This window comes from Acidobacteriota bacterium (assembly GCA_026707545.1).
Taxonomy (GTDB): Bacteria; Acidobacteriota; Thermoanaerobaculia; order Multivoradales; family Multivoraceae; genus Multivorans.
Genome location: JAPOWR010000001.1, coordinates 729,876 through 748,689, shown reverse-complemented (window position 1 = coordinate 748,689; position 18,814 = coordinate 729,876). Strand labels below are relative to the sequence as shown.

Sequence of the window (18,814 nt, the reverse complement as noted above, 5' to 3'; positions counted from 1 at the left end):
CCTCCTGGTCCGCAGCTCTTCCGCAGCATCTGAGCGCACCGAAGTCACTCCGGTTGCGCCGGTTGAGGCGCGGCATCCGCAGCGTCCACAGACCCTTCTGCGGCGGCTGGATCCGTGTACCCAGGACTTGACACACCGCGCAGTTTCTGCAAGAATACTAGCCATGATGGACGAGACAAGAACAGCCCCCGGCAAAGCCTTCCGCGAGGGCCTGAGCATCATCGAGGTCTTCGACATGTTCCCCAACGACCGAGCGGCCGAGAGGTGGTTCGAGGACATCCGGTGGAGCGAGACCGGACGGTGCTGCCCGCGCTGCGGCTCAGTCGAGACCAGCGAGTGCAAGGACCGGAAGCCGATGCCGTATCGCTGCCGGACGTGCCGCAAACACTTCAGCGTCCGCATCGGAACGACCATGCAGTCCACGAAGATCGGCTACCGCAAGTGGGCGCTCGCGACCTACCTGCTCGTGACGGGCCTCAAGGGCACCGCCGCTATGAAGGTTCACCGCGAGTTGAAGATGACCCACCGGAGCGCGTGGCACCTGATGCACCGCATCCGCGAGGGGTTCTTCATGCCGACGACTCCGAAGCTGGCCGGTACGGTCGAGGTAGATACGACGTTCGTAGGCGGCAAGCAGGAGAACCGTCACGCGAAGGTGAAGAAGCGCTACAGCGCCGAGGACCACTTCGGCAAGAAGCCGGTCGTAGCGGCCGTCCAGCGTGGCGGCAAGGTCGTGGCGCAGCCGGTCGATGCCGAGGACGCGAACACGATGACGCGGTTCGTCGAAGCGAACGTCCGCCACGGCTCGCGGGTCGTCACCGACGAACACGGCGCGTACACGGACCTGATGGGGAGCTTCCGCCATCGCTCCGTCAATCACTCGGTCGGTCAGTACGTGAAGGGCGTCGATGTCCACACGAACACCGTCGAGTCCCTGTGGTCCATGTTCAAGCGGGGCTTCGTCGGCACCTACCACCGGATGTCGTTCAAGCACCTGCACCGCTACGTCAACGAGTTTGCGGGCCGGAAGAACCAGCGTGACCTCGACACCTACGACCAGATGGTCGAACTCGTGCGCGGCTTCGACGGCAAGCAGCTACGCCTCAAGGATCTGGTCGCGTGACCGTCGCGGTTACTGTACTCGACCAGTCGGATGTGCGAATTCATCCCACAGCGGTTCATCGGCGCGCCGACGTCACAATCGAACTAGGGCGCGCCGAAGACGCTTACGGCGAGTGGCCTACCCCCGTCTGCATCGTCTCTGACGGCCCCTATGGTGTGAGCGGATTCCCTGGCGACCTACACTCAGAGGATGGGCTGGCGGCGTGGTATCAGCCTCACGTTGCGGCATGGTCCGAACACTCGACTCCCCAAACGACTCTCTGGTTCTGGAACACCGAGCTCGGATGGGCGACGGTTCATCCGGTACTTGCCGAGTTCGGTTGGGAGTATCGAAGCTGCCACGTCTGGGACAAGGGCCTGAGCCACGTTGCGGGCAACGCCAACACGAAGACGCTCCGCAAGTTGCCGGTCACAACAGAAGTCTGTGTCCAGTACGTCAAAGCCCCGCGCTTCGGTTCCATGACCATGCAGGAGTGGCTACGGCACGAGTGGGTACGATCTGGACTGCCGCTCAACCGAGCGAACGGCGCTTGTGGTGTTGCGAACGCGGCAACGCGGAAGTATCTGACGGCCGACCACCTCTGGTACTTTCCGCCGGCAGATGCGTTTGAGCAACTGGCCAACTATGCGAACCGGCACGGCGAACCCTCAGGCCGGCCGTACTTCAGTGTGGACGGTGAAGTTCAAATAGCTGCTACCGAATGGGAGGCATACAGGGCCAAGTTCAAGTGTCCGGTGGGGGTTACAAACGTCTGGCGTCATCCGCAGGTGGGTGGCGCGGAACGGATCAACGGTGTTCGCTCGGCGATGCAGTGGAAGTACAAGAGCCTGCACGGCAGCCAGAAGCCTCTCGACCTCGTGGGCCTCTCAATCGAACTGTGCACCGAACCGGGAGACATGGTGTGGGAGCCGTTCGGTGGCCTCTGCCCCGCCGCTATCTGTGCGTTCAACCTCGAACGCAGCGCCCGAAGCGCAGAGATCGCGCCAGAGTTCTACGAAGCCGCTACAAGGCGTCTAGATGCAGTCTGAGCGTCCGCCTCGTCCAGTATCTACCGAGCCGCTGGAATGGGAGCACTTCGAGCTGTGGCGAAACGTGCGTCGTGCGTTGTACGCGGTGCCAAACCACTTCACAACTCCGACGACCATCGAGGGTTTGATGGCGTCGGACATCTTCACGCTGAACACCCCTCTCGCGGCCACAATCGAGGAGGCGTTCGTTCAGACGCTCAACTCCCTTCGTCCTGTCTGGGACCCGGAATCTCGCTACCAAGACTTCGCATTCTCTCGGCAGGCTCAGACCTTCCCAGACGTTCTACTGCGAGCGGTGGACAACGGCACCAGGCCGCTCATGGGCGTGGAGTTGAAGGGGTGGTACCTTCTCGCCAAGGAGAAGGAGCCGACGTTCCGGTTCAATACCACCGAGGCCGCTATCAACCCGTGGGACCTGTTGGTCGTTGTTCCGTGGGTACTGTCGAACGTCCTCTCGGGTTCCCCGATCCTCTTTCCGCCCTTCGTCAAGTCGGCGCTGTACTGCGCCCAACAGCGAACGTACTACTGGCAACATGAGCGCGACGCACAGTCCAACGTCAGAATCGACGTTCCGCTAGGCGCTCACCCATACCCTGAGAAGCGCAAGAAGGTAGCGGACAAAGCCCGTCACGACCAGGGCGGCAACTTCGGTCGGATCGCCCGATACGGGGTGATGAACGAGTACGTCGAGAAGATGCTCACGGAGAAGGTGCGGGGAATTGAAGTAGAGAACTGGATTCGATTCTTCCTGCGGGAGACTCGGTCATGAAGAAGCCCAAGAAGCGCGGTCGTCCCAAGCGCGTGATGCCGGAGCTCCCCGAAGCGACGATGCGCGACGTGTGGCAGCGCATCTTCGCCAACGCGAAGCCGCCGAACCCGGCGCTACAGACCAAGACCGCCAAGAAGCGCTAGGGCCGCTTGGCTAGTTTGCGATGTAATCCCCCGGTAGAGGACGTTGTGATGGCCGCCGCCCTGGCGGGTGTGCCGCGTCCATTCCCAACCGAGGTAGGGAATGAAGCGCCCCGGCTCGTCGTACTCGGCGCTCTTGGTCCGCATCAGTTCCCACTCGCCGGCGTCCAGCCAGATGTCGTGCTCCGAGTGGGTCACGAAGTCGAGCCGGGCGTCGTCGCGCGCGAACTGGAGGAAGAAGTCCAGGGTGCCGATGCCCTCGGCGTAGCCCGAGTGGCCGTGGGTGTCGCCCCAGTAGATGCCGTACTCCGGGTTCTCGGCGACCAGGATCGGGTTCGCGTCGCCGGTGATCGCCGGCCCGGCGCCTTGCGACCGGATCGCCGTCCAGTAGACACCGGGCTCGTCGAGGGCCAGTTCGATGACCGTGATCGCCTCGGTTCCCGGTTCGGTCGAGGCGTGCAGCTCGCCGTTCAGCGATACGTCGAAGCCAGGAATGTCGCCGGTCGCCCGGTTGTAGAAGCGGTCCTCGGCGCGCACGGACATCTCGAAGGTCTCGCCTGGGCGCACGACGCTGGGCGCGAAGCCGTGCACGCCGGCGACGGACGTGCCGACGACGGCGAACGGCAGGATCGGCAGGGGCCGCCACTCGCCGGAGCCGTCGAGATCGACGTACAGGGGGAACGGCAGCCGGGCGCTCGAAGTCTGCGCCATCATGATCCCCGGGCCGCCCCCGGAGGTGTTGCCGTAGGTGATCGTGACGCTCTCCCCCGGCTCGACACGGCCCTCGGCGACCCGGAACATGAGCGCCGGCTCAGGCGCCCGGAAGCCGCCGTGAGGCCCGGAGGCCATGTAGACGTCCGTCTCGAACCGCGCACTCGCCGCGTCCGTCTCGATCGCGACGTAGCCCGCGCCCGCAGGGTCGGTGGTCTGGAAGGCGCCGTAGTTCGCGTTGAAGTGGCGCGCCACCCAGAAGCCGCCGCCGGTTTCGACCGCGCGCGACCCGGCGGTCCAGGTCTGGCTCACGGTCGCGTATCGCCGTGCTTCGAACGGACCGAGCGACTCGGCCTCGAGCGTTCCGAGAGCGCCGGCCTCTTCGCGCAGGGTGAACTCCCGCACCAGGCGGTCGATGATGGCGCCCGCGTTGGCCGCGGCGTTACCCGTCGGCGGCAGGGTCGACTGGATCCGGACCCGCGGCCCCTCCAGTCCCATCTCATGACCGGCCAGGGAGAGCGCGTCGGCCCAGTTGGCGACCACGGCCGCCCGCGCCGCGACGGTCGACTCGTCCGTCGGCTCCGCCACGACGTCGGCCTTGAGCTGGTCGATCGCGGCGCCGAGATCCCCGTCGTAGACGGCCCCCGGACCGGACGCCTCGCAGCCGGCAAGGGCAAGAGCCAAGGCGCCGCCCGCGAGGAGCGGCGCCCGGCCCCAGCCGTACCTCCCGAGCCGGATCAGAAGCTGAAGCCCACCTTCAGCCGGAACTCCCGCGGCCGCTGATACGAGGCGACTCGTGGGGTCGGCCGTCCGGTCTGGGTGTTGATCGCGATCGGCTCCTGGCTATCGGCCGCGTTCGCGAGGTCGAAGCCGATCTTCGCCCGCACGTTGCCCGCCATAGCGACCGAGTACATCAGGGACAGATCAACGGTCCAGGTGTCCGGGAGCCGGTGGGAGCCCGCCGGCTCACGGAAGGTCGACGTCGTGATCGGCTGATTCGATACCGGATGTCGCACCTGGGTCGAGACGTGGCTGGCCCACGGCGCCCCGGATGCGTAGTGGAGGAAGCCCCCCAGCACCACGTCGTGCCTGCCGAAGACGAATCGCTTCATCCCGATCACGTTCGCCAGGTGCTCCCGGTCCTCGAGCAGCCGCCCGAACCAGTAGGGACTCGAGGTCGCGTTGGTCAGCCCGGTGCTCACCTCGATGCCTCCCAACGCCTCATTCAGGTTGAAGTTGTCGTTGAGCGAGTTGATGTTCCCCTTGGTCGAACTCAGGGTGTAGTTCGTGCGCAGTGTCCAGTTGTCGCGGAACAGGCGGTTCGCCTCGATCTGCAGCCCCCGGTACTCGCGGCGGGCGTCGGACCAGTTGCGGAGATCACGGACCACCCGGCCGGCATCGTCGTACTGGAGCGTGGCGTGGAAGATGTTGTCCGCCTCGCTCGCCACCAGGCGCGACTTGACGACCCACTTCTCGGACACCTGGAAGTCCGCGCCGAAGGAGATCTCGTCCTTGTAGTACGGGTCGACATCCTGGATCGCCTGGTCGAACGTCGGCTCGACGCGCCGCTGGAAGCGGTCGTAGCGCTGCGTGGCCCGGTTCCACGCGAACTGCTCGTAGATGTTCTCGCCGTTGTTCTGGCGGGAGAACTCCTGGAGCACGATGCCCATGCCGATCGCGTGGTAGTAGCGGCCGAGCGTGCCGCGGAGCAGGATGCTGCCGTCGGCCTTCACGTCGTAGACGCCGCTGACCCGGGGTACCCACTCGGTGTACTCGTTGACCCGCTCGCCGATGTCGTTGTCGATCGTCTGTTGATCGCCGCGGATGCCCAGGGTCCAGACCCAGTTGTCGCCGACCTCGAAGCGGTCCTGGGCGAAGACGGCCAGGAAGTCGCTGGACTGCGTGATCACGTCAGACGGATCGAACACCCGCTTGTTGACCGGCGTCACGTAACCACCGGGCAGGTTGGGGTCGAAGTTCCGCCCCCGGAACTCGGTGATGATCGAGGTCAGGTTGCCGAACTCGATCGCCTGGGCGTCGACGCCGAACTTCCACTCGTGCTGACCCCTGAAGCTGGTCAGGGATACGCTCGCCTGGTCGCGCGGGAAGTCGTTGAAGCCCTCGGCCAGGCGCACGGCCGGACCGTTGTGGCGCAGTCCCGTCGCCAGATCCCGATACCGGAAGTTGTTCCCCAGCGGGTCGTCCGGCGATGCGTTCGGGTCGATCGGGTGCTGCTCCGCCGGGTTGCGGCCGACGAACTCCTCGCGGTTGGCGACCTTGAACTCGAGGAAGTTCGAGGCGCCCAGGCCGAGGCTCCAGTTCATCGTCTGCACCCGTCCGTTCAGCGGGAAGTTCATGATCGCGTACTTGTCGCCCGGGTTGCCGGACAGGCCGATTGCGTCCGACGGAGCATCGATCGCCGTGATCGCGATCTGCTGGTTGTCCCTGGGCTGGAAGTTCACCTTGGCGACCAGGGGATCCGCCTGACGGCTGAGATTGACGATGCTTCCGTCCGACAGCCGATCGATCCGGTTGTCCGAGATCCTGCCGTATGAGATGAAGAACCACGCCCGATTGCGGGCGAGCGGACCGCCGATGCTGGTCTCGTAGCTGTTGATCTGATCGTCCGGACGCTCCAGTTCCAGAGCGTCCGGCGCCCGCCACTTCGGATTCTGGCCGATATAGAGCGCCTCGCCGTGAAACTCGTTGGTCCCCGTCTTGACGGTCGAGTTGATGATGCCGGACGTCGCCCGGCCGTACTCGGCGCCGAAACCGGTCGACTCGAGCTTCGTCTCGGTCAGCGCGGTGCTGGGGATGAGCAGACGCATCTCGCCGCCGCGGCGGTGCATCGAGGTGTCCACGCCCTCGACGTAGATGCCGACCTCGGTACTGATGCCGCCGTTCACCGACGGCCGGACGTCCGCGTCACTCCGGTTGACGACGGACGGCAACTGCCGCACGGCCGCGCTGTAGGCGCGGGTGCCGAAGGCGACGTTGTCCGTGATCTCAGCCGGGATCGTCGCCGCAAGGGCGGTTTCGTACTTGCTGATCAGGGGTGCTTCACCGGTAACCGTAATCTCCTCCTCGGCCGCCGACACGAGCGTCAGGTCGACGCCCCGCCGCTGGCCCGGATCGAGGTCGGTCGCGAGTTCGGCCGAACCGAGCCCTTCCAGCTCCGCGCGTACCGTGAAGCGGCCGGCGAGCAGCAGCGCGAAGCGGTAGACGCCGTCGGCGTCGGTGATGACCGTCCGCGTGTTCTGCGGTCCGGCCAGGGTGACGGTGACGCCGGGCAGCGGCGCACCCTGAGCGTCCAGGACGCGGCCGTCGATCGTGCCCGTCTGCGGACCGTCCGCGAGCAGCGGTCCAGCGCAGACCAGGACGATAAGGGCCGTGCACCAGCCCGAGATCAAACTTCGCTTCATCCTTGATGCCTCCAGTCGATCGCGCGACCGCCCGAAACAGGATTCGAGGCTGTCCGGCCGCTCGCTTGCTTGGTGAATGGCCTAAACTAGCCAACGCCGTTGGCGTTCGCAACTTCGTTCGCTCTTCTGAATCCGAACCTGGGAAGGAGGCCCAATGACCAGCCCTACCCGCCGCGACTTCCTCCAACAGTCCTCGCGCCTGATCGCGGGCGGGGCTCTGGCCGGGCTTTCCGGCTGCGGCGGATCCGAGCCGCAAGTCGAGGCCGACGACCGACCCAACCTCCTCTTCTTCTTCCCCGACCAGCACCGGCCCGACTGGCTCGGCCCAGACAGCGGCGGTCTCGCCGCACTGCGGACACCGAACATCGACCGCCTTGCCCGCGACGGCGTCAACTTCACCCGCGCCCTGGTGCCGTCGCCCGTGTGCGCCCCTTCGCGCGCCTGCCTGGCCTCCGGCCGCGAGTACGACCGCTGCGGCGTGAGCAGCAACCGATTCGATTATCCGCTCGACCAGACGACTTTCTATGGACGACTCCGCGACTCCGGCTACCACACGATGGCGGTCGGCAAGCTCGACATGTCGAAGAACAGCGGCAACTGGGGCATCGACGGAACGAACTTCGCCGACGACTGGGGCTTCTCGGCGCAGATCAACAACTGCGGCAAGGGCGACGGCATGGAGTCCTACCTGGAGGATCCGGAAGGGCCGAAGGACCCGTACTACGCCTACCTCGACTCGCTCGAGCCGCCACAGGGCCGCGCCTGCGCCACCGATTTCCGCCGCCGCCGCTCCGGCTTCCCGGACACCTGGTGGGGCGACGTGATCACCTCACCGCTCGGTCCCGAGGCCTACTGCGACAACTGGATCGCCCAGAACGGCCTGGACCTGATCGAGGCCGCCCCGAAGGACCACCCGTGGCACCTGGTGATCAACTTCGTCGGCCCTCATCCGCCGGTCGACATCACCGCCGAGATGGAAGCGTGGGTCCGCGGCCGGGATGGCCTCGGCCAGCCCTATGCCTACCAGGGCGCCCTGACGCCGGACGACCACACGGCGACCCGGCAGAACTACGCCGCGATGATCGAGAACATCGACGCCTGGCTGGGCCGCTACATCGACATGCTGGAAGAAACCGGCCAGCTCGACAACACGATCATCGTCTACTCGAGCGACCACGGCGAGATGCTCGGCGATCACGCGCGCTGGGGAAAGTCGGTCCCCTACCAGGCATCGGCCGGCGTGCCCCTCCTGGCGGCCGGTCCCGGCATCCGCGAGGGCTACGACTGCCGCCTGCCGACGACCGTCCTCGACCTTGCCGCCACCTTCCTCGACTACGCCGGCCTCGCCACTCCAGCCGACATGGACAGCCAATCCCTGAGGTCACTCCTGGAAGGCCGAACCGACAGCCACCGGGAGGTCGTCCTCTCGGGCCTCAACGACTGGCGGCTCGCCTACGACGGCCGCTACAAGCTGGTGACCGGCTTCGGCAGCGAGGACATCCTCTGGGACCTGGAGGCCGATCCGATGGAGACGGAGAATCTGGCCGCGAAGCAGCCTGAAGTGGTGCGGCGGTTGCGGGAGGTTCTGCCCGGCTGAGTTGGACCACATCGCGGAGCCCGAGGCTCTCAGCATCGTCTTAGATTGCCAGAGTTGATAAGTTCTTTCCATGAAATTCGAGGAACTCGTGGCCGCGGTCGCCGACGAGCCCGTCTTCGAGACCGGCCTGCTGCTCGCCGGACCTCGCGACGCCGGCAACGTCAGGCGGCAACTGTCGCGCTGGGTCCGCAGCGGCAGAGTCCAGCAGATGCGGCGCGGCCTGTATGCGCTGGCGCCGCCCTGGCAGCGTCGCGTCCCGCATCCGTTCATGCTCGCCAACCGCCTGGCGCCGGGGTCCTACGTCAGCGGCCCGGCGGCGTTGGCCTTCGCCCATGCAATCCCCGAGTACGCACCGGAAGTCACCAGCGTGACACCCGGCCGCCCGCACATCCGGCGGCTCCGTTCAGGCCGCTTCTCCTTCCGCCACCTCAAGGCGGACCGGTTCTTCGGCTACAGACTGCTCGACCTGGGCGGCGATCAACGGGCATTCGTGGCGACCCCGGAGAAGGCGTTGCTCGACTCCGTCTACCTGCAACCCGGCGGCGACCACAGGGAGTTCCTGCGAGAGCTTCGACTTGACTTCGGCGCTCTCGATCTGGACGCCCTCGATCAGGCGGCGGTGCGATTCGGCGCGCCGAAGACGACTCGAGCGGCCGGCCGCATCCGCGAACTCGCCGCCGAGGCGCCCGCGTACAACGTGCTGTGAAGGACCACCTCGAGGCGCTGATCCGGCCGCACGATCCGTTGCGGGCCCGCAACGTGGTCAGGGAGTACCTTCAGGCCCGGGTTCTCCTGGCGATGCAGGGCGCCGGCGCCATGACCGCCCTGGCGTTCCAGGGCGGGACCTGCCTGCGGTTCCTCTACTCGCTTCCCCGTTACTCCGAAGACCTCGACTTCGCGCTGGAAGGCAACCGCGAGGCCTACGCCCTGCCGAAGTACCTGAAAGCCGTCCGCACCGACCTCGGCGCCGAGAACTACCACGTGGAGTTGGGGATCCGCGAGCACCGCGCCGTGCATGGAGCGATGGCGCGCTTTCCCGGCCTGCTCCACGAGTTGGGCCTTTCTCCCCACCCATCGGAGGCGCTGGCCATCAGGATCGAGGTCGACACGAAACCCCCGCATGGGGCGGACTGCGAGATCAGCCTGGTGCGCCGGCACGTGACGCTCAGGCTCTTCCATCACGACCGCGCTTCCCTGCTGGCAGGGAAGCTCCATGCCGTCCTCCAGCGCGGCTACGCGAAGGGCCGGGACCTGCACGACCTGATCTGGTACCTGAGCGATCCGGACTGGCCCGCACCCAACCTCTCACTGCTCAACGCGGCGCTGCGCCAGACCGGTTGGACGGGAGACGAGTTGACGGCCCGTTCGTGGACCGAGCCCGTCGTGGAACGGCTGGAGGCGTTGGACTGGGAGCAGGCAATTGCTGACGTGAGTCCGTTCCTGGAAAAGCAGGATGACGTCGATCTGATTACCTCCGAAAACGCACTGCGCCTCCTTGCCCGGTCGGGCTCGACCGGGTAGCGACCTTGTGAAGCGGGCCCCGGGATCACTCATGAGGTACATCCGCCAGTACAACAAAGAAAGCCAAGCCCGCGAAGTGTAGGTACGCTGATCCGTCACGAAGACTCAGTGCCGAAACCCAAGTTACAGTCCACTAGTACGGAGACAAGCTGCCCTTCTCTCGTTCCCGTGACGACGAGTGAATGAAGGGTGCTGAAGTAGCGGTGCGGTTCCCCTGAACGTCCACCTCGCACTGCGTGGGTGTCGATCCTGAGACTGACCCGCTAATGCTATAGCCCTTGCTCTGGTTCGTTGTGATGGTCCCCAAGACCTGACTGCTTCCCACCTGCCGTGATCCAGGCTGGACAAAGGCGGTGACCGTGACGTTGCTCACGTCCTCGTTGGCCGTGACGCTGCCCGCGACGGTGACGTTGAACGGACTGCTCGTCCTGCTGGATGTGCAGGTAGTAATCGAGACACTGACGGCGTCCGTCAAGGATGGACCTGTGGCGGTGCTAAGTTCAAGGCGAAAGGGGAGGTTGACCGGGGCGCCGCCTGCAACGCGCACGACCACGTTGGCGCTTATCGTGTCGCCGGTGTCGAACGTAGCTGATCCTCCTTGCAGAACCGCTCGCCAATTCGTGCGGTAGTAGCGCGCGCTCCCGGAAAGGTACGGACCCAAGGCCCCATAGTAGGAGATCAACTGAGCCGCTTCGAGTGCTTGAGTGAACGATCCGTCGGTTTCGCTCGCAAGGCGGGCAAGCACGTCCTTATCGACTCCTTGGGCGAGCGCGACCGTGTGCAGGGAGATGCCGTGAGATACGGCCTTCGCCACAGCGTCGTCGATCGACGAGCTGCTTGCGGTGTCCTCCCCATCCGTGAACACGACGATGGCTTGATTGGAGTTGTTCGCGTTGGCTACCGTGAAGTCGACCGCCTCGATGATCGCGTCGTAAAGCGGCGTCCCGCCGGATTCGAGGTTGGCGAGATCGGTGAGATGGGCGTCGAAGCCGTTCGGATCCCGCGTAAAGGCGCTTCCGTTGGCGTCCCGATAGATAGTGACGGGGTGGCTGGGGAGGTTGCCGCTCGTGGCAAACGCAAGCAGAGCGACCTCGTCGCCCGCACCCAGGTTCCCGAGAAAGGCCTTGGCTGCCTGAATCCGAAGGTCCTGCGGATCGTTGCCTGCGATGCTCCCGCTCTGGTCGAACAGGAAGGTCGCCGAGTAGGATCCCGCAGGGCTCTGGAACTCAGTGGTGAGGCCGGTAACCGAGAACTGCAGCTGGCTGCCTTCCCATCTGATGTCATCGACGGTCATGTCCGAGACGTGGAGGGGGACGAGACTGGCATTGGAATCGACTACGAACAGGTCGAGGTCGAAGTCCGCGGTCGTCGGGGTGAAACTTGTGACCGCCGTGTCCAGTACGCCGCCAGAAGGCTCGGCCAGGACTAGGGGCTGGTCAAACGACAGCCATGGGACAATGAGGGCCGTCTCTAGCGCTCTTGAGTGAACGAGAGTTCCTCTTCGACCGTCAGTGAATTCAGCGTTGCCGCCGAGAGAAAGCCGCGATCCCTGCAAGAGGTCCTCTGGCATCAAGGGGGCCGACGCATAGGTCTGCGTTCCAGGGATGCGGATGTAGAGGAAGGCGCCCGCCTCCAGGCCGGTGACCCTCAGGTCGTCTCCGCAGTCCAAGCCGTGGTCCTGGAGAGCAATGCCCCCTGGCCACGGATCGAACCTCACGCTCTGGCACGTCTCGATCGTGACGGTCGAACCGACTCCGACTACCCCACCCTCGTTCCCTTGGTAAAAGGGCGTCACTAGTTCTTGTGCCGGGGCAGCGTCCACGGCCGTTGACAGCAGCGCGCAAAGGGCCATCAAAGCCACCAACGCCTGTCGATACTGGGCGCGGCGACGCTGGGAACTCCGTGGAGGTCGCGGAGCGACCGGTCGTCGTTCCGCCTGGGAGGTGAACCCCGCGCCTGTCGGCTGCGCCGTAGCCCGTGAACTCTTCTCTGCACGGTCTGCCTTGACCTTTGCTGACATTGTTCGAGTCTTCCTCCCGGCTGCCGCGACGCCGGCCGCATCTGGATGGGGCCGCCTTACAGGTCATTCTGGGCGTCGCGAGACTCTCTGTCGCCCCCAAAAGAGAGGGGATCCGTCAACTCGCCTGCGACGCGGCCGTCGCCGACAGCAGCACGAGACGGACGACGTCCGCCTGGCGATGGACGCCGAGCTTGGAGTGGAGGTTCTTCACGTGCCAACGCACCGTGCTCTCCTCGCGGCCGGTGGTCGCTGCGATCTCGCTTACCGTACGGCCCTCCGCCAGCGCCGCGGCCACCTCACCCTCGGCAGGTGTGAGGCCATACTTCTCCACCAGGATCCGCGGGTCCACACGGGAGCCGCTGTCCCTCGTGGCCGGATCGTCTCCGGCTCTGCCGGCGGGAGGGGCCATAACTGCCGCACGGTAGCTGTAGCCTCCGTGGGCTGTCGCCCCCAATATCGGGAGGATCCAGCGGCCTCCCGAAAGATCGGCACGGCGCCGGAAAAGCGCCGTTTGCCGCCTGCTACTCGGCCGGCGCAGCGGCCGCCGCCGACAACACGAGGCGCACCAGGTCCATCTGGCGATGAACGCCCAGCTTCGAGTGGAGGTTCCGGACGTGCCACCGGACCGTGCTCTCCTTGCGGCCGGTGGACGCCGCGATCTCGCTGACCGCCCGGCCCTCGGCCAGCAAGCCGGCCACTCGGCTTTCGGCCGGGGTCAGGTCGTACAGCTCGGTGAGGTGCCGCGTATCGACACTCCGCGTACTGCCCAGCCTCGTCAGAAGGACCTGCACGGAAACGCCGCGAGAATCGAAGGTCGTGTGGTCCGGCGCTACGGGGCAAGCACACAGCAACAGCGGTTCGCTATCGGCCGTCCCACTGTGAGGATGGAGCGTCATCGAACCGCCGACGCCCTTGCGGCAGCAGATCGACAGAAGCCGGCCCAGCCTCGTGTCCGAGTTGGGCGCTCGCGCCCGTAATTGACGATCCCGCTGCAGGATGAGGTCGCGGGTCACGAGCAGCTCCCGAGCGAGCGCGTTCGCCTCCAACACGCGACCTGTCCGGTCCAGGTGGAGCACCGCGAGACCGGACCGATCGAGCAGCCCGGTCAGCGAAGCCTCACGGGCGTCGGCCGACGTCAGCGCCTGGCGAACCCGAACGAAATGCCGAACGTGAGGCAAGAGACGCTCGATGACGGCTATCTCTTCGGAACCCCAATCACTGCCCGTCGGTGCCGTCAAGCACCAGTAGATGTCCGTGTCATGCACGCCCTCGAGACGCACGAGAGCTTGATTGTTGCTACCAACACGGGGCAGGAAACCGCAATACAAGGGTGACGTCTTCATCTCGCGTTCGGTGAAGAGCGCCGTGTTATGGACCAGGCATCCGTACGGCAGGGCACGCAGGCGGGGCCCGCGCTCATCGCGAGACCCATAGTCCTGGACGTACATCCGCTCCACCTCGTCGAGCGGCTCGCCGTGGAACAGGATCCGGCTGAACAGGAACTCGGAAGGCCACTCGCGCCTTAGCACACTGAGGTGACTGCCCAGGACGCGCGCCGCATCGTCGATCAGCGCCGACGCGACCGCCCATCGATCCTCGTCGAACGCCGCTTCTTGCAGAGTGGCAACGATGCTCTCGATTCGGCCCGCTCTACTCACCCCGGTTCGCACGACATGCCCTCGCCTCGATCCGTACTGGAGCCACGTTACAAAGCCTTCGAGACCCCATCGCGATGCAGCGAGCCAACGGAGCGATGATTGCGCGAACTCCCCCGTATCCTCACCGCCGCGAGCGCCGCGACATTCGCTCCGGCGTTCGCTGCCGGTCGCTCTACTCCGCGGGCACAGTGTGACAGACACGTCGCGCATCCACGCCCCCAATCTTGGGGGCGACAGCGGCCCAGCTCCGCCCGTAGCTTGTTCCCGCAGAACTTCAAACGGCTGTTCGAACCCGCGCGGAGCGTGTTGTCAACAACTGGCTTCGTGAATCAAAGAGCGAGAAGAAGAGGAGAAGCTGATGGTGCGAAAGACCACGAGAGATCCCGTTCACCGCATGGCGATGGTCCTTGCGGCGCGAGGCGCGGCCATGTGGATTACTGCGGTTCTCGCTACTGGCGGAATTGCCATTGCGCCTGAAGCGGCGGCACAGGAGTTTCAGACTCCACGAGACTCGTTCCTGATGGAACCCGTCTTCCTCGACGAGTTGAGGGAGCATCTCGGCCTGTTCGGCACGCGGCAAGGAGAACGGCAGGAACACGTTCACGCAACCCTCCGTGCCGTGAACCCAGACCTGGGGAAGGCCGGAGCGGCTCAAACCGCTCCCGTCGTAGCCTCCATGGAGATCAACGGCCATCCGTCGAACGGCGAGGCATACAGCTACAAGGAGAGAGTCGACTTCGACGTCTACTTCGACTCACCGATCGCCGTCGACTACCAGGACCTGCCTCGACTCTCCCTGAAGGTCGGCACGACCACCCGGCATGCTTCCTTCTGGTGGAACTCCCCCACGCACATCAGCTTCGCCTACGTCGTGGAAGCCGAGGACCTCGACAGTGACGGGATCAGCATCCCAGCGAACGCTCTGGCCAGCGGCGGTCCGATCTTCTCCGCGGGCGACAGGAGCCTTCGCGCCGACGTGACGCACGAAGCCGTCCCAGATGATCAGAACCAGAAGGTCGACGGAAGCATCGTGCAAGCGCCACAGGTGGAGGGGATCTTCTTCCAGGGCGAACCGACCCGCGGTGATGTCTACGGACCCGGCGACAGCATCGCCATCGGCCTCCACTTCGAAACGAGCGTGACGGTCACCGGGGAACCTCAAGTCCGAATCCAGATCGGCGAGCACACGAGAGTGAGTACATCCTGGATTCAAAACGACACGCACGGCGCCAAGCTAACCTTCGGCTACACGGTGCAACCCGACGACATGGACTCCGACGGCGTGAGCATCCCGGCCAACGCGCTGAGCGTCGAAGGAGGCTCGATTACCTTACGCGGTCGCGACGACCTCAGCGCCGATCTAAGCCATGGCGGCGTTGACGACGACCCGGCGCGCAAGGTGGACGGCAGCCTGGCCGCGAGCATCGTCAGCATCTCCCTGGTTGAAGGTCCCGACAACGGCGACACCTACACACTCGGCGAAGCGGTCCGCGTTGCCGTGGAGTTCGACGAATCCGTCTCGCTGGACAGTCGTGTTCGGCTGGCGGTCACGGTCGGATCGAGAACCCGGCAGGTTTCGCGTACCGGCTTCAGCACCGGCACTTCCTTCGTCTTCCAGGGCTTCGTTCAGCCCACGGACCTGGACGCAGACGGCATCAGCATCCCGGCCAACGCCTTCACTCTGAATGGCGCGTCCGTCGCTGCGAACCTCGACCACGCTGCAGTGGCGACGAACCCGCGCCACAAGGTGGACGGGAGCATTGCGATCGCACCGAAGATCGAGGCGGTCAGTCTCTCCCGACCTTCCTACGCCGCTGAAGGCACCGGCTTCCCGGTTTCCGGCGACACCTACCTGGTCGGCAAGGAGATCGTCGCGCGGGTCGAGTTCGACAAGCCCGTGGATGTCACGGGCGCCAGACCCGAAGTGGTGCTGATGATCGGCGACCGACTGAGAACCGCTCGACTTCCCCGGACACACCGCAACTGGGGCACGATCCTCTACTTCACCTACACGGTTCAGGCCGACGATATGGACACCGATGGGGTTACCATTCCTGAGGACTCTCTGACCCTGAACGGCGGTACGCTCACGATTCTCGGTGACGCGAGCACCGCAGCCGTGCTAACGCACGAGTCCGTGGTCAGCGAGTACAAGGTCGACGGCGTCACAGCGTCGCCGCCACGAGTGATGTATCGCGGACCCGTGGTCGGTACGGCTCCGTTAGACGGAGACACCTTCGGTTTCGGTGAGAGGATCTTCCTTTGGGTGTTCCTGGATCGTAATGTCGTCGTCAGGGGCGAACCGGAACTGCTTCTGCACGTAGGGTCGAACACGCGCCGGGCCTCCTACCTGCCGGAATACACCACGAGAACAGACATACTGGTCTTCGAGTACCTCGTACAGAAGGACGATCTGGACGCGGACGGTTTCGACGGCCCCGCGAACTCGTTCCGGCTGAACGGCGGCTCGATCGTCTCCGCCGGCTCCGCCGCCATCGCAGCGGACCTGGCCCACGATGGGTTCAACTACTACTGGAGCGACTATGCTGTTGACGGCACTGGTGAGCCCGTCCAGATGACCCATTCGCCTGGCCTCTTCTGGCCACCCGTCAGAGAAGGCGCCTACGGTCTCGGCGACACCGTCAACTCTCAGGTCTGTTTCGCCCTTCCCGTCGAAGTAAGCGGCACGCCCCTGATGGCGCTGGACATCGGCGGCCGCATGAGGCAAGCCCCGTTCCATGCAGCCCTCGCCACGAGTCTCGGAACGTGTGTCTACTTCCGCTACACGGTGCAGGAGGAAGACCTGGACCGCGATGGCGTCAGCATTCCGGCGAACGCACTCGACCTCAAGGGCGGAGCAATCACCCTCACAGTGGATGACCGGATCGAGGCCGAGCTGAGCCACGAAGCGGTCGAGGACGACGCCGACTATCAGGTGGACGGGAGCATCGTCCTGGCGCCAGTGGTGACGAGCGTGTCGTTCGCGAACGCACCCGACACGGCGGACACCTACCGGGCCGGCGAGGTGATCAGTGTCCGCGTCGCCTTCGACAAGGCGCTGGCGGTGAGCGGCGAGCCGCGGCTTGCCCTGAGCGTGGGAGCCCACACGCGGCACGCCGCTCACACAGGGAGCACGACAGAGGAGACGACCACCGAGCCCAACATCTCAAAGCGCAACTTCTTCAGCCTCTCGTTCGAGTACGTTCTCCAGCCCGGCGAGCTGGATGCCGACGGGATCAGCATCCCGGCAAACGCCTTGAGCCTGAACGGAGGCTCACTCACGCTGACTGACTCTCCCGGCACCGCGGCGGATCTGTCCCATGCGGCGGTGAATCCGGACGCGAGCCGGCTAGTCGACGCGCCCGACACGGCGCCGACCTTCAGCACCGCGGTCGCGGGCCAGGAATGGATCGTCAACGAGCCGGTCAGTCTGGTCCTGCCGGAGGCTGACGGTGCCGGCAAGCTGACCTACAGCCTGTCGCCGAAGTTGCCTCCCGGCATGGCGTTCGACTCTGATGCACGCCTGGTTTCCGGGACCCCTCTGGCTCCCACCAGCTTGACGGCGTTTGACTACACGGCCACCGACGGCGACCTTGAGGACCCGGAGAGCGTGACCCTCACCTTCCTGGCCAGCGTGATCATGCCGCTCACGGAGGCGAGCGGCGTATCGACGGGCGACGACGCTGTGAGAGTGACCTGGCGCGGCCCGTGGCTCGACCCGAACCGCGGCCGGCTAGTGATCGAGGCCCGAAGTCCAAGCATGGACTGGACCACCATGGGTGCGGTGGAGCCGTCAGGCGGGGAGTACATCGTCCGCGGCCTGGAGCCGGAGACACCGTACACGTTCCGCTTGAGGTTCGAGGCGCCAACCCCCTCCTCGAGCAGATCCGTGTCGACTCAGCCGACGTCATCGTACTCGGAGGAGTTCAGCGTCACGACCGGTTCGTACACGGGGCCATGCCGGCCTGGCGGCCAGTACCTGTGCCTCCGCGACGGTCGTTTCGAGCTGCGGGCGGACTGGAGTAATCCGGATCTGGCCGGCGACTTCGGTTCGGGCGCGGCGGCGACGGTGGACGTCTCCGACGAATCGGGGCTGTTCTGGTTCTTCGACCCGGACAACATCGAACTGGTCGCGAAAGTACTGGACGGAAGTCCGCTCAACGGCTACTTCTGGATGTACTTCGGCGCACTCTCGGACGTGGAGTACTGGCTGACCCTGCGCGACACGGCGGCGGGTGGCCTCCAGCGTACGTACCACAACCCACCGAAGGAGATCTGCGGTCAGAGCGACGTGAGAGCGTTCCCGGGAGACCTCGTGGCTGACCTCGGACGGTCGCAGGCGAGCGAAGCGTCCGCCGGGCTCGCCGACCTGGATTCGTTGCACCTGGCGGCAATGCCGCCCGACTTGACCGGCGTGCATGAGTTCACCAGCGAGGCCGGCGAGTGCGAGCCAACGAACGATCGCCTGTGCCTCGTGCAGAACCGCTTCTCGGTCGACGTTCGCTTCATCGATCCGAACGCTCCCGAAGCGGAGACGATGCAAGTCGCGAACGTGCTGCCGTCCCTGACGACGGCCAACACGGGTTTCTTCTGGTTCTTCAACCGGGAGAACATCGAACTGGCAGTCAAGGTGCTGGACGGCCGCGCAATCAACGGCAAGTTCTGGTTGCTCTACGGCGGCCTGTCGGATGTCGAGTACGAACTCACGTTGACCGATACGATGACAGGCGAGTCGAAGGTCTACCGCAACGAGGCCGGCAGCCTCTGCGGCGAAATCGACACAGGCCCTTTCTGATCGGCGACTCCGCTGGAACCCGCAGGCCGG

The 18,814-nt window shown here is 65.3% G+C and carries 13 protein-coding genes; 8 read left to right on the top strand and 5 right to left on the bottom strand.

Annotated elements, in window-relative coordinates; translation table 11 throughout:
* Positions 1-166: 166 nt before the first annotated feature.
* The 4 genes from OXG83_02990 (at position 167) to OXG83_02975 (ending at position 3,063) form a co-directional block, all read left to right on the top strand.
* Positions 167-1,123 (top strand): IS1595 family transposase, encoded by a 957-nt coding sequence (locus OXG83_02990; protein MCY3963981.1) that lies wholly within the window; start codon positions 167-169, stop codon positions 1,121-1,123.
* Complete coding sequence (locus tag OXG83_02985; GenBank protein MCY3963980.1) at positions 1,120-2,151, top strand: DNA methyltransferase; 1,032 nt, start codon at positions 1,120-1,122, stop codon at positions 2,149-2,151. The genes OXG83_02990 and OXG83_02985 overlap by 4 nt, the downstream gene beginning before the upstream one ends.
* Positions 2,152-2,278: 127 nt before the next feature.
* Positions 2,279-2,920 (top strand): hypothetical protein, encoded by a 642-nt coding sequence (locus OXG83_02980; GenBank protein ID MCY3963979.1) that lies wholly within the window; start codon positions 2,279-2,281, stop codon positions 2,918-2,920.
* Positions 2,917-3,063: a hypothetical protein gene (locus OXG83_02975; protein MCY3963978.1), complete on the top strand. Its 147-nt coding sequence runs from the start codon at positions 2,917-2,919 to the stop codon at positions 3,061-3,063. The genes OXG83_02980 and OXG83_02975 overlap by 4 nt, the downstream gene beginning before the upstream one ends.
* On the opposite strand, the gene OXG83_02970 is transcribed toward OXG83_02975, so the two are convergent.
* On the bottom strand, positions 3,034-4,455 hold the full coding sequence (locus OXG83_02970) for a DUF3604 domain-containing protein (protein MCY3963977.1): 1,422 nt from the start codon (positions 4,453-4,455) through the stop codon (positions 3,034-3,036). The two genes, OXG83_02975 and OXG83_02970, sit on opposite strands and share 30 nt — an antisense overlap.
* A gap of 53 nt (positions 4,456-4,508) precedes the next feature.
* On the bottom strand, positions 4,509-7,193 hold the full coding sequence (locus OXG83_02965) for a TonB-dependent receptor (protein ID MCY3963976.1): 2,685 nt from the start codon (positions 7,191-7,193) through the stop codon (positions 4,509-4,511).
* 154 nt (positions 7,194-7,347) lie between these two features.
* Here OXG83_02965 and OXG83_02960 point away from each other — a divergent pair, with 154 nt between their 5' ends.
* The 3 genes from OXG83_02960 (at position 7,348) to OXG83_02950 (ending at position 10,311) form a co-directional block, all read left to right on the top strand.
* Positions 7,348-8,790 carry a sulfatase-like hydrolase/transferase gene (locus OXG83_02960; GenBank protein MCY3963975.1) on the top strand — a complete coding sequence of 481 codons (1,443 nt, stop codon included), beginning with the start codon at positions 7,348-7,350 and terminating at the stop codon, positions 8,788-8,790.
* A gap of 70 nt (positions 8,791-8,860) precedes the next feature.
* On the top strand, positions 8,861-9,496 hold the full coding sequence (locus OXG83_02955) for a hypothetical protein (GenBank protein ID MCY3963974.1): 636 nt from the start codon (positions 8,861-8,863) through the stop codon (positions 9,494-9,496).
* Positions 9,493-10,311: a nucleotidyl transferase AbiEii/AbiGii toxin family protein gene (locus tag OXG83_02950; GenBank protein MCY3963973.1), complete on the top strand. Its 819-nt coding sequence runs from the start codon at positions 9,493-9,495 to the stop codon at positions 10,309-10,311. Before OXG83_02955 ends, OXG83_02950 begins: the two co-directional genes overlap by 4 nt.
* A 133-nt stretch (positions 10,312-10,444) precedes the next feature.
* Here OXG83_02950 and OXG83_02945 read toward each other — a convergent pair whose 3' ends face one another.
* From OXG83_02945 to OXG83_02935, 3 genes are all read right to left on the bottom strand, one after another.
* Positions 10,445-12,028 carry a VWA domain-containing protein gene (locus tag OXG83_02945; GenBank protein MCY3963972.1) on the bottom strand — a complete coding sequence of 528 codons (1,584 nt, stop codon included), beginning with the start codon at positions 12,026-12,028 and terminating at the stop codon, positions 10,445-10,447.
* A 418-nt stretch (positions 12,029-12,446) separates the two neighbouring features.
* The gene (locus OXG83_02940) at positions 12,447-12,740 is read right to left on the bottom strand and encodes a helix-turn-helix transcriptional regulator (GenBank protein MCY3963971.1); all 294 of its coding nucleotides are present in this window, start codon (positions 12,738-12,740) and stop codon (positions 12,447-12,449) included.
* Between the two features lie 112 nt (positions 12,741-12,852).
* Entirely contained in the window at positions 12,853-13,989 is a 1,137-nt protein-coding gene (locus tag OXG83_02935; GenBank protein ID MCY3963970.1) for a helix-turn-helix transcriptional regulator, read from the bottom strand.
* A gap of 358 nt (positions 13,990-14,347) precedes the next feature.
* Between OXG83_02935 and OXG83_02930 the strand changes: the two genes are divergently transcribed.
* Entirely contained in the window at positions 14,348-18,784 is a 4,437-nt protein-coding gene (locus tag OXG83_02930; GenBank protein MCY3963969.1) for a fibronectin type III domain-containing protein, read from the top strand.
* The last annotated feature ends 30 nt before the right edge of the window (positions 18,785-18,814 follow it).

Bases quoted from the DNA above. Each gene is read 5' to 3' on its own strand.
- OXG83_02980 (MCY3963979.1), top strand. From the start codon at position 2,279: ATGGCGTCGGACATCTTCACGCTGAACACCCCTCTCGCGGCCACAATC.
- OXG83_02965 (MCY3963976.1), bottom strand. From the start codon at position 7,193: ATGAAGCGAAGTTTGATCTCGGGCTGGTGCACGGCCCTTATCGTCCTG.
- OXG83_02990 (MCY3963981.1), top strand. From the start codon at position 167: ATGGACGAGACAAGAACAGCCCCCGGCAAAGCCTTCCGCGAGGGCCTG.
- OXG83_02955 (MCY3963974.1), top strand. From the start codon at position 8,861: ATGAAATTCGAGGAACTCGTGGCCGCGGTCGCCGACGAGCCCGTCTTC.
- OXG83_02975 (MCY3963978.1), top strand. From the start codon at position 2,917: ATGAAGAAGCCCAAGAAGCGCGGTCGTCCCAAGCGCGTGATGCCGGAG.
- OXG83_02960 (MCY3963975.1), top strand. From the start codon at position 7,348: ATGACCAGCCCTACCCGCCGCGACTTCCTCCAACAGTCCTCGCGCCTG.
- OXG83_02930 (MCY3963969.1), top strand. From the start codon at position 14,348: ATGGTGCGAAAGACCACGAGAGATCCCGTTCACCGCATGGCGATGGTC.
- OXG83_02940 (MCY3963971.1), bottom strand. From the start codon at position 12,740: ATGGCCCCTCCCGCCGGCAGAGCCGGAGACGATCCGGCCACGAGGGAC.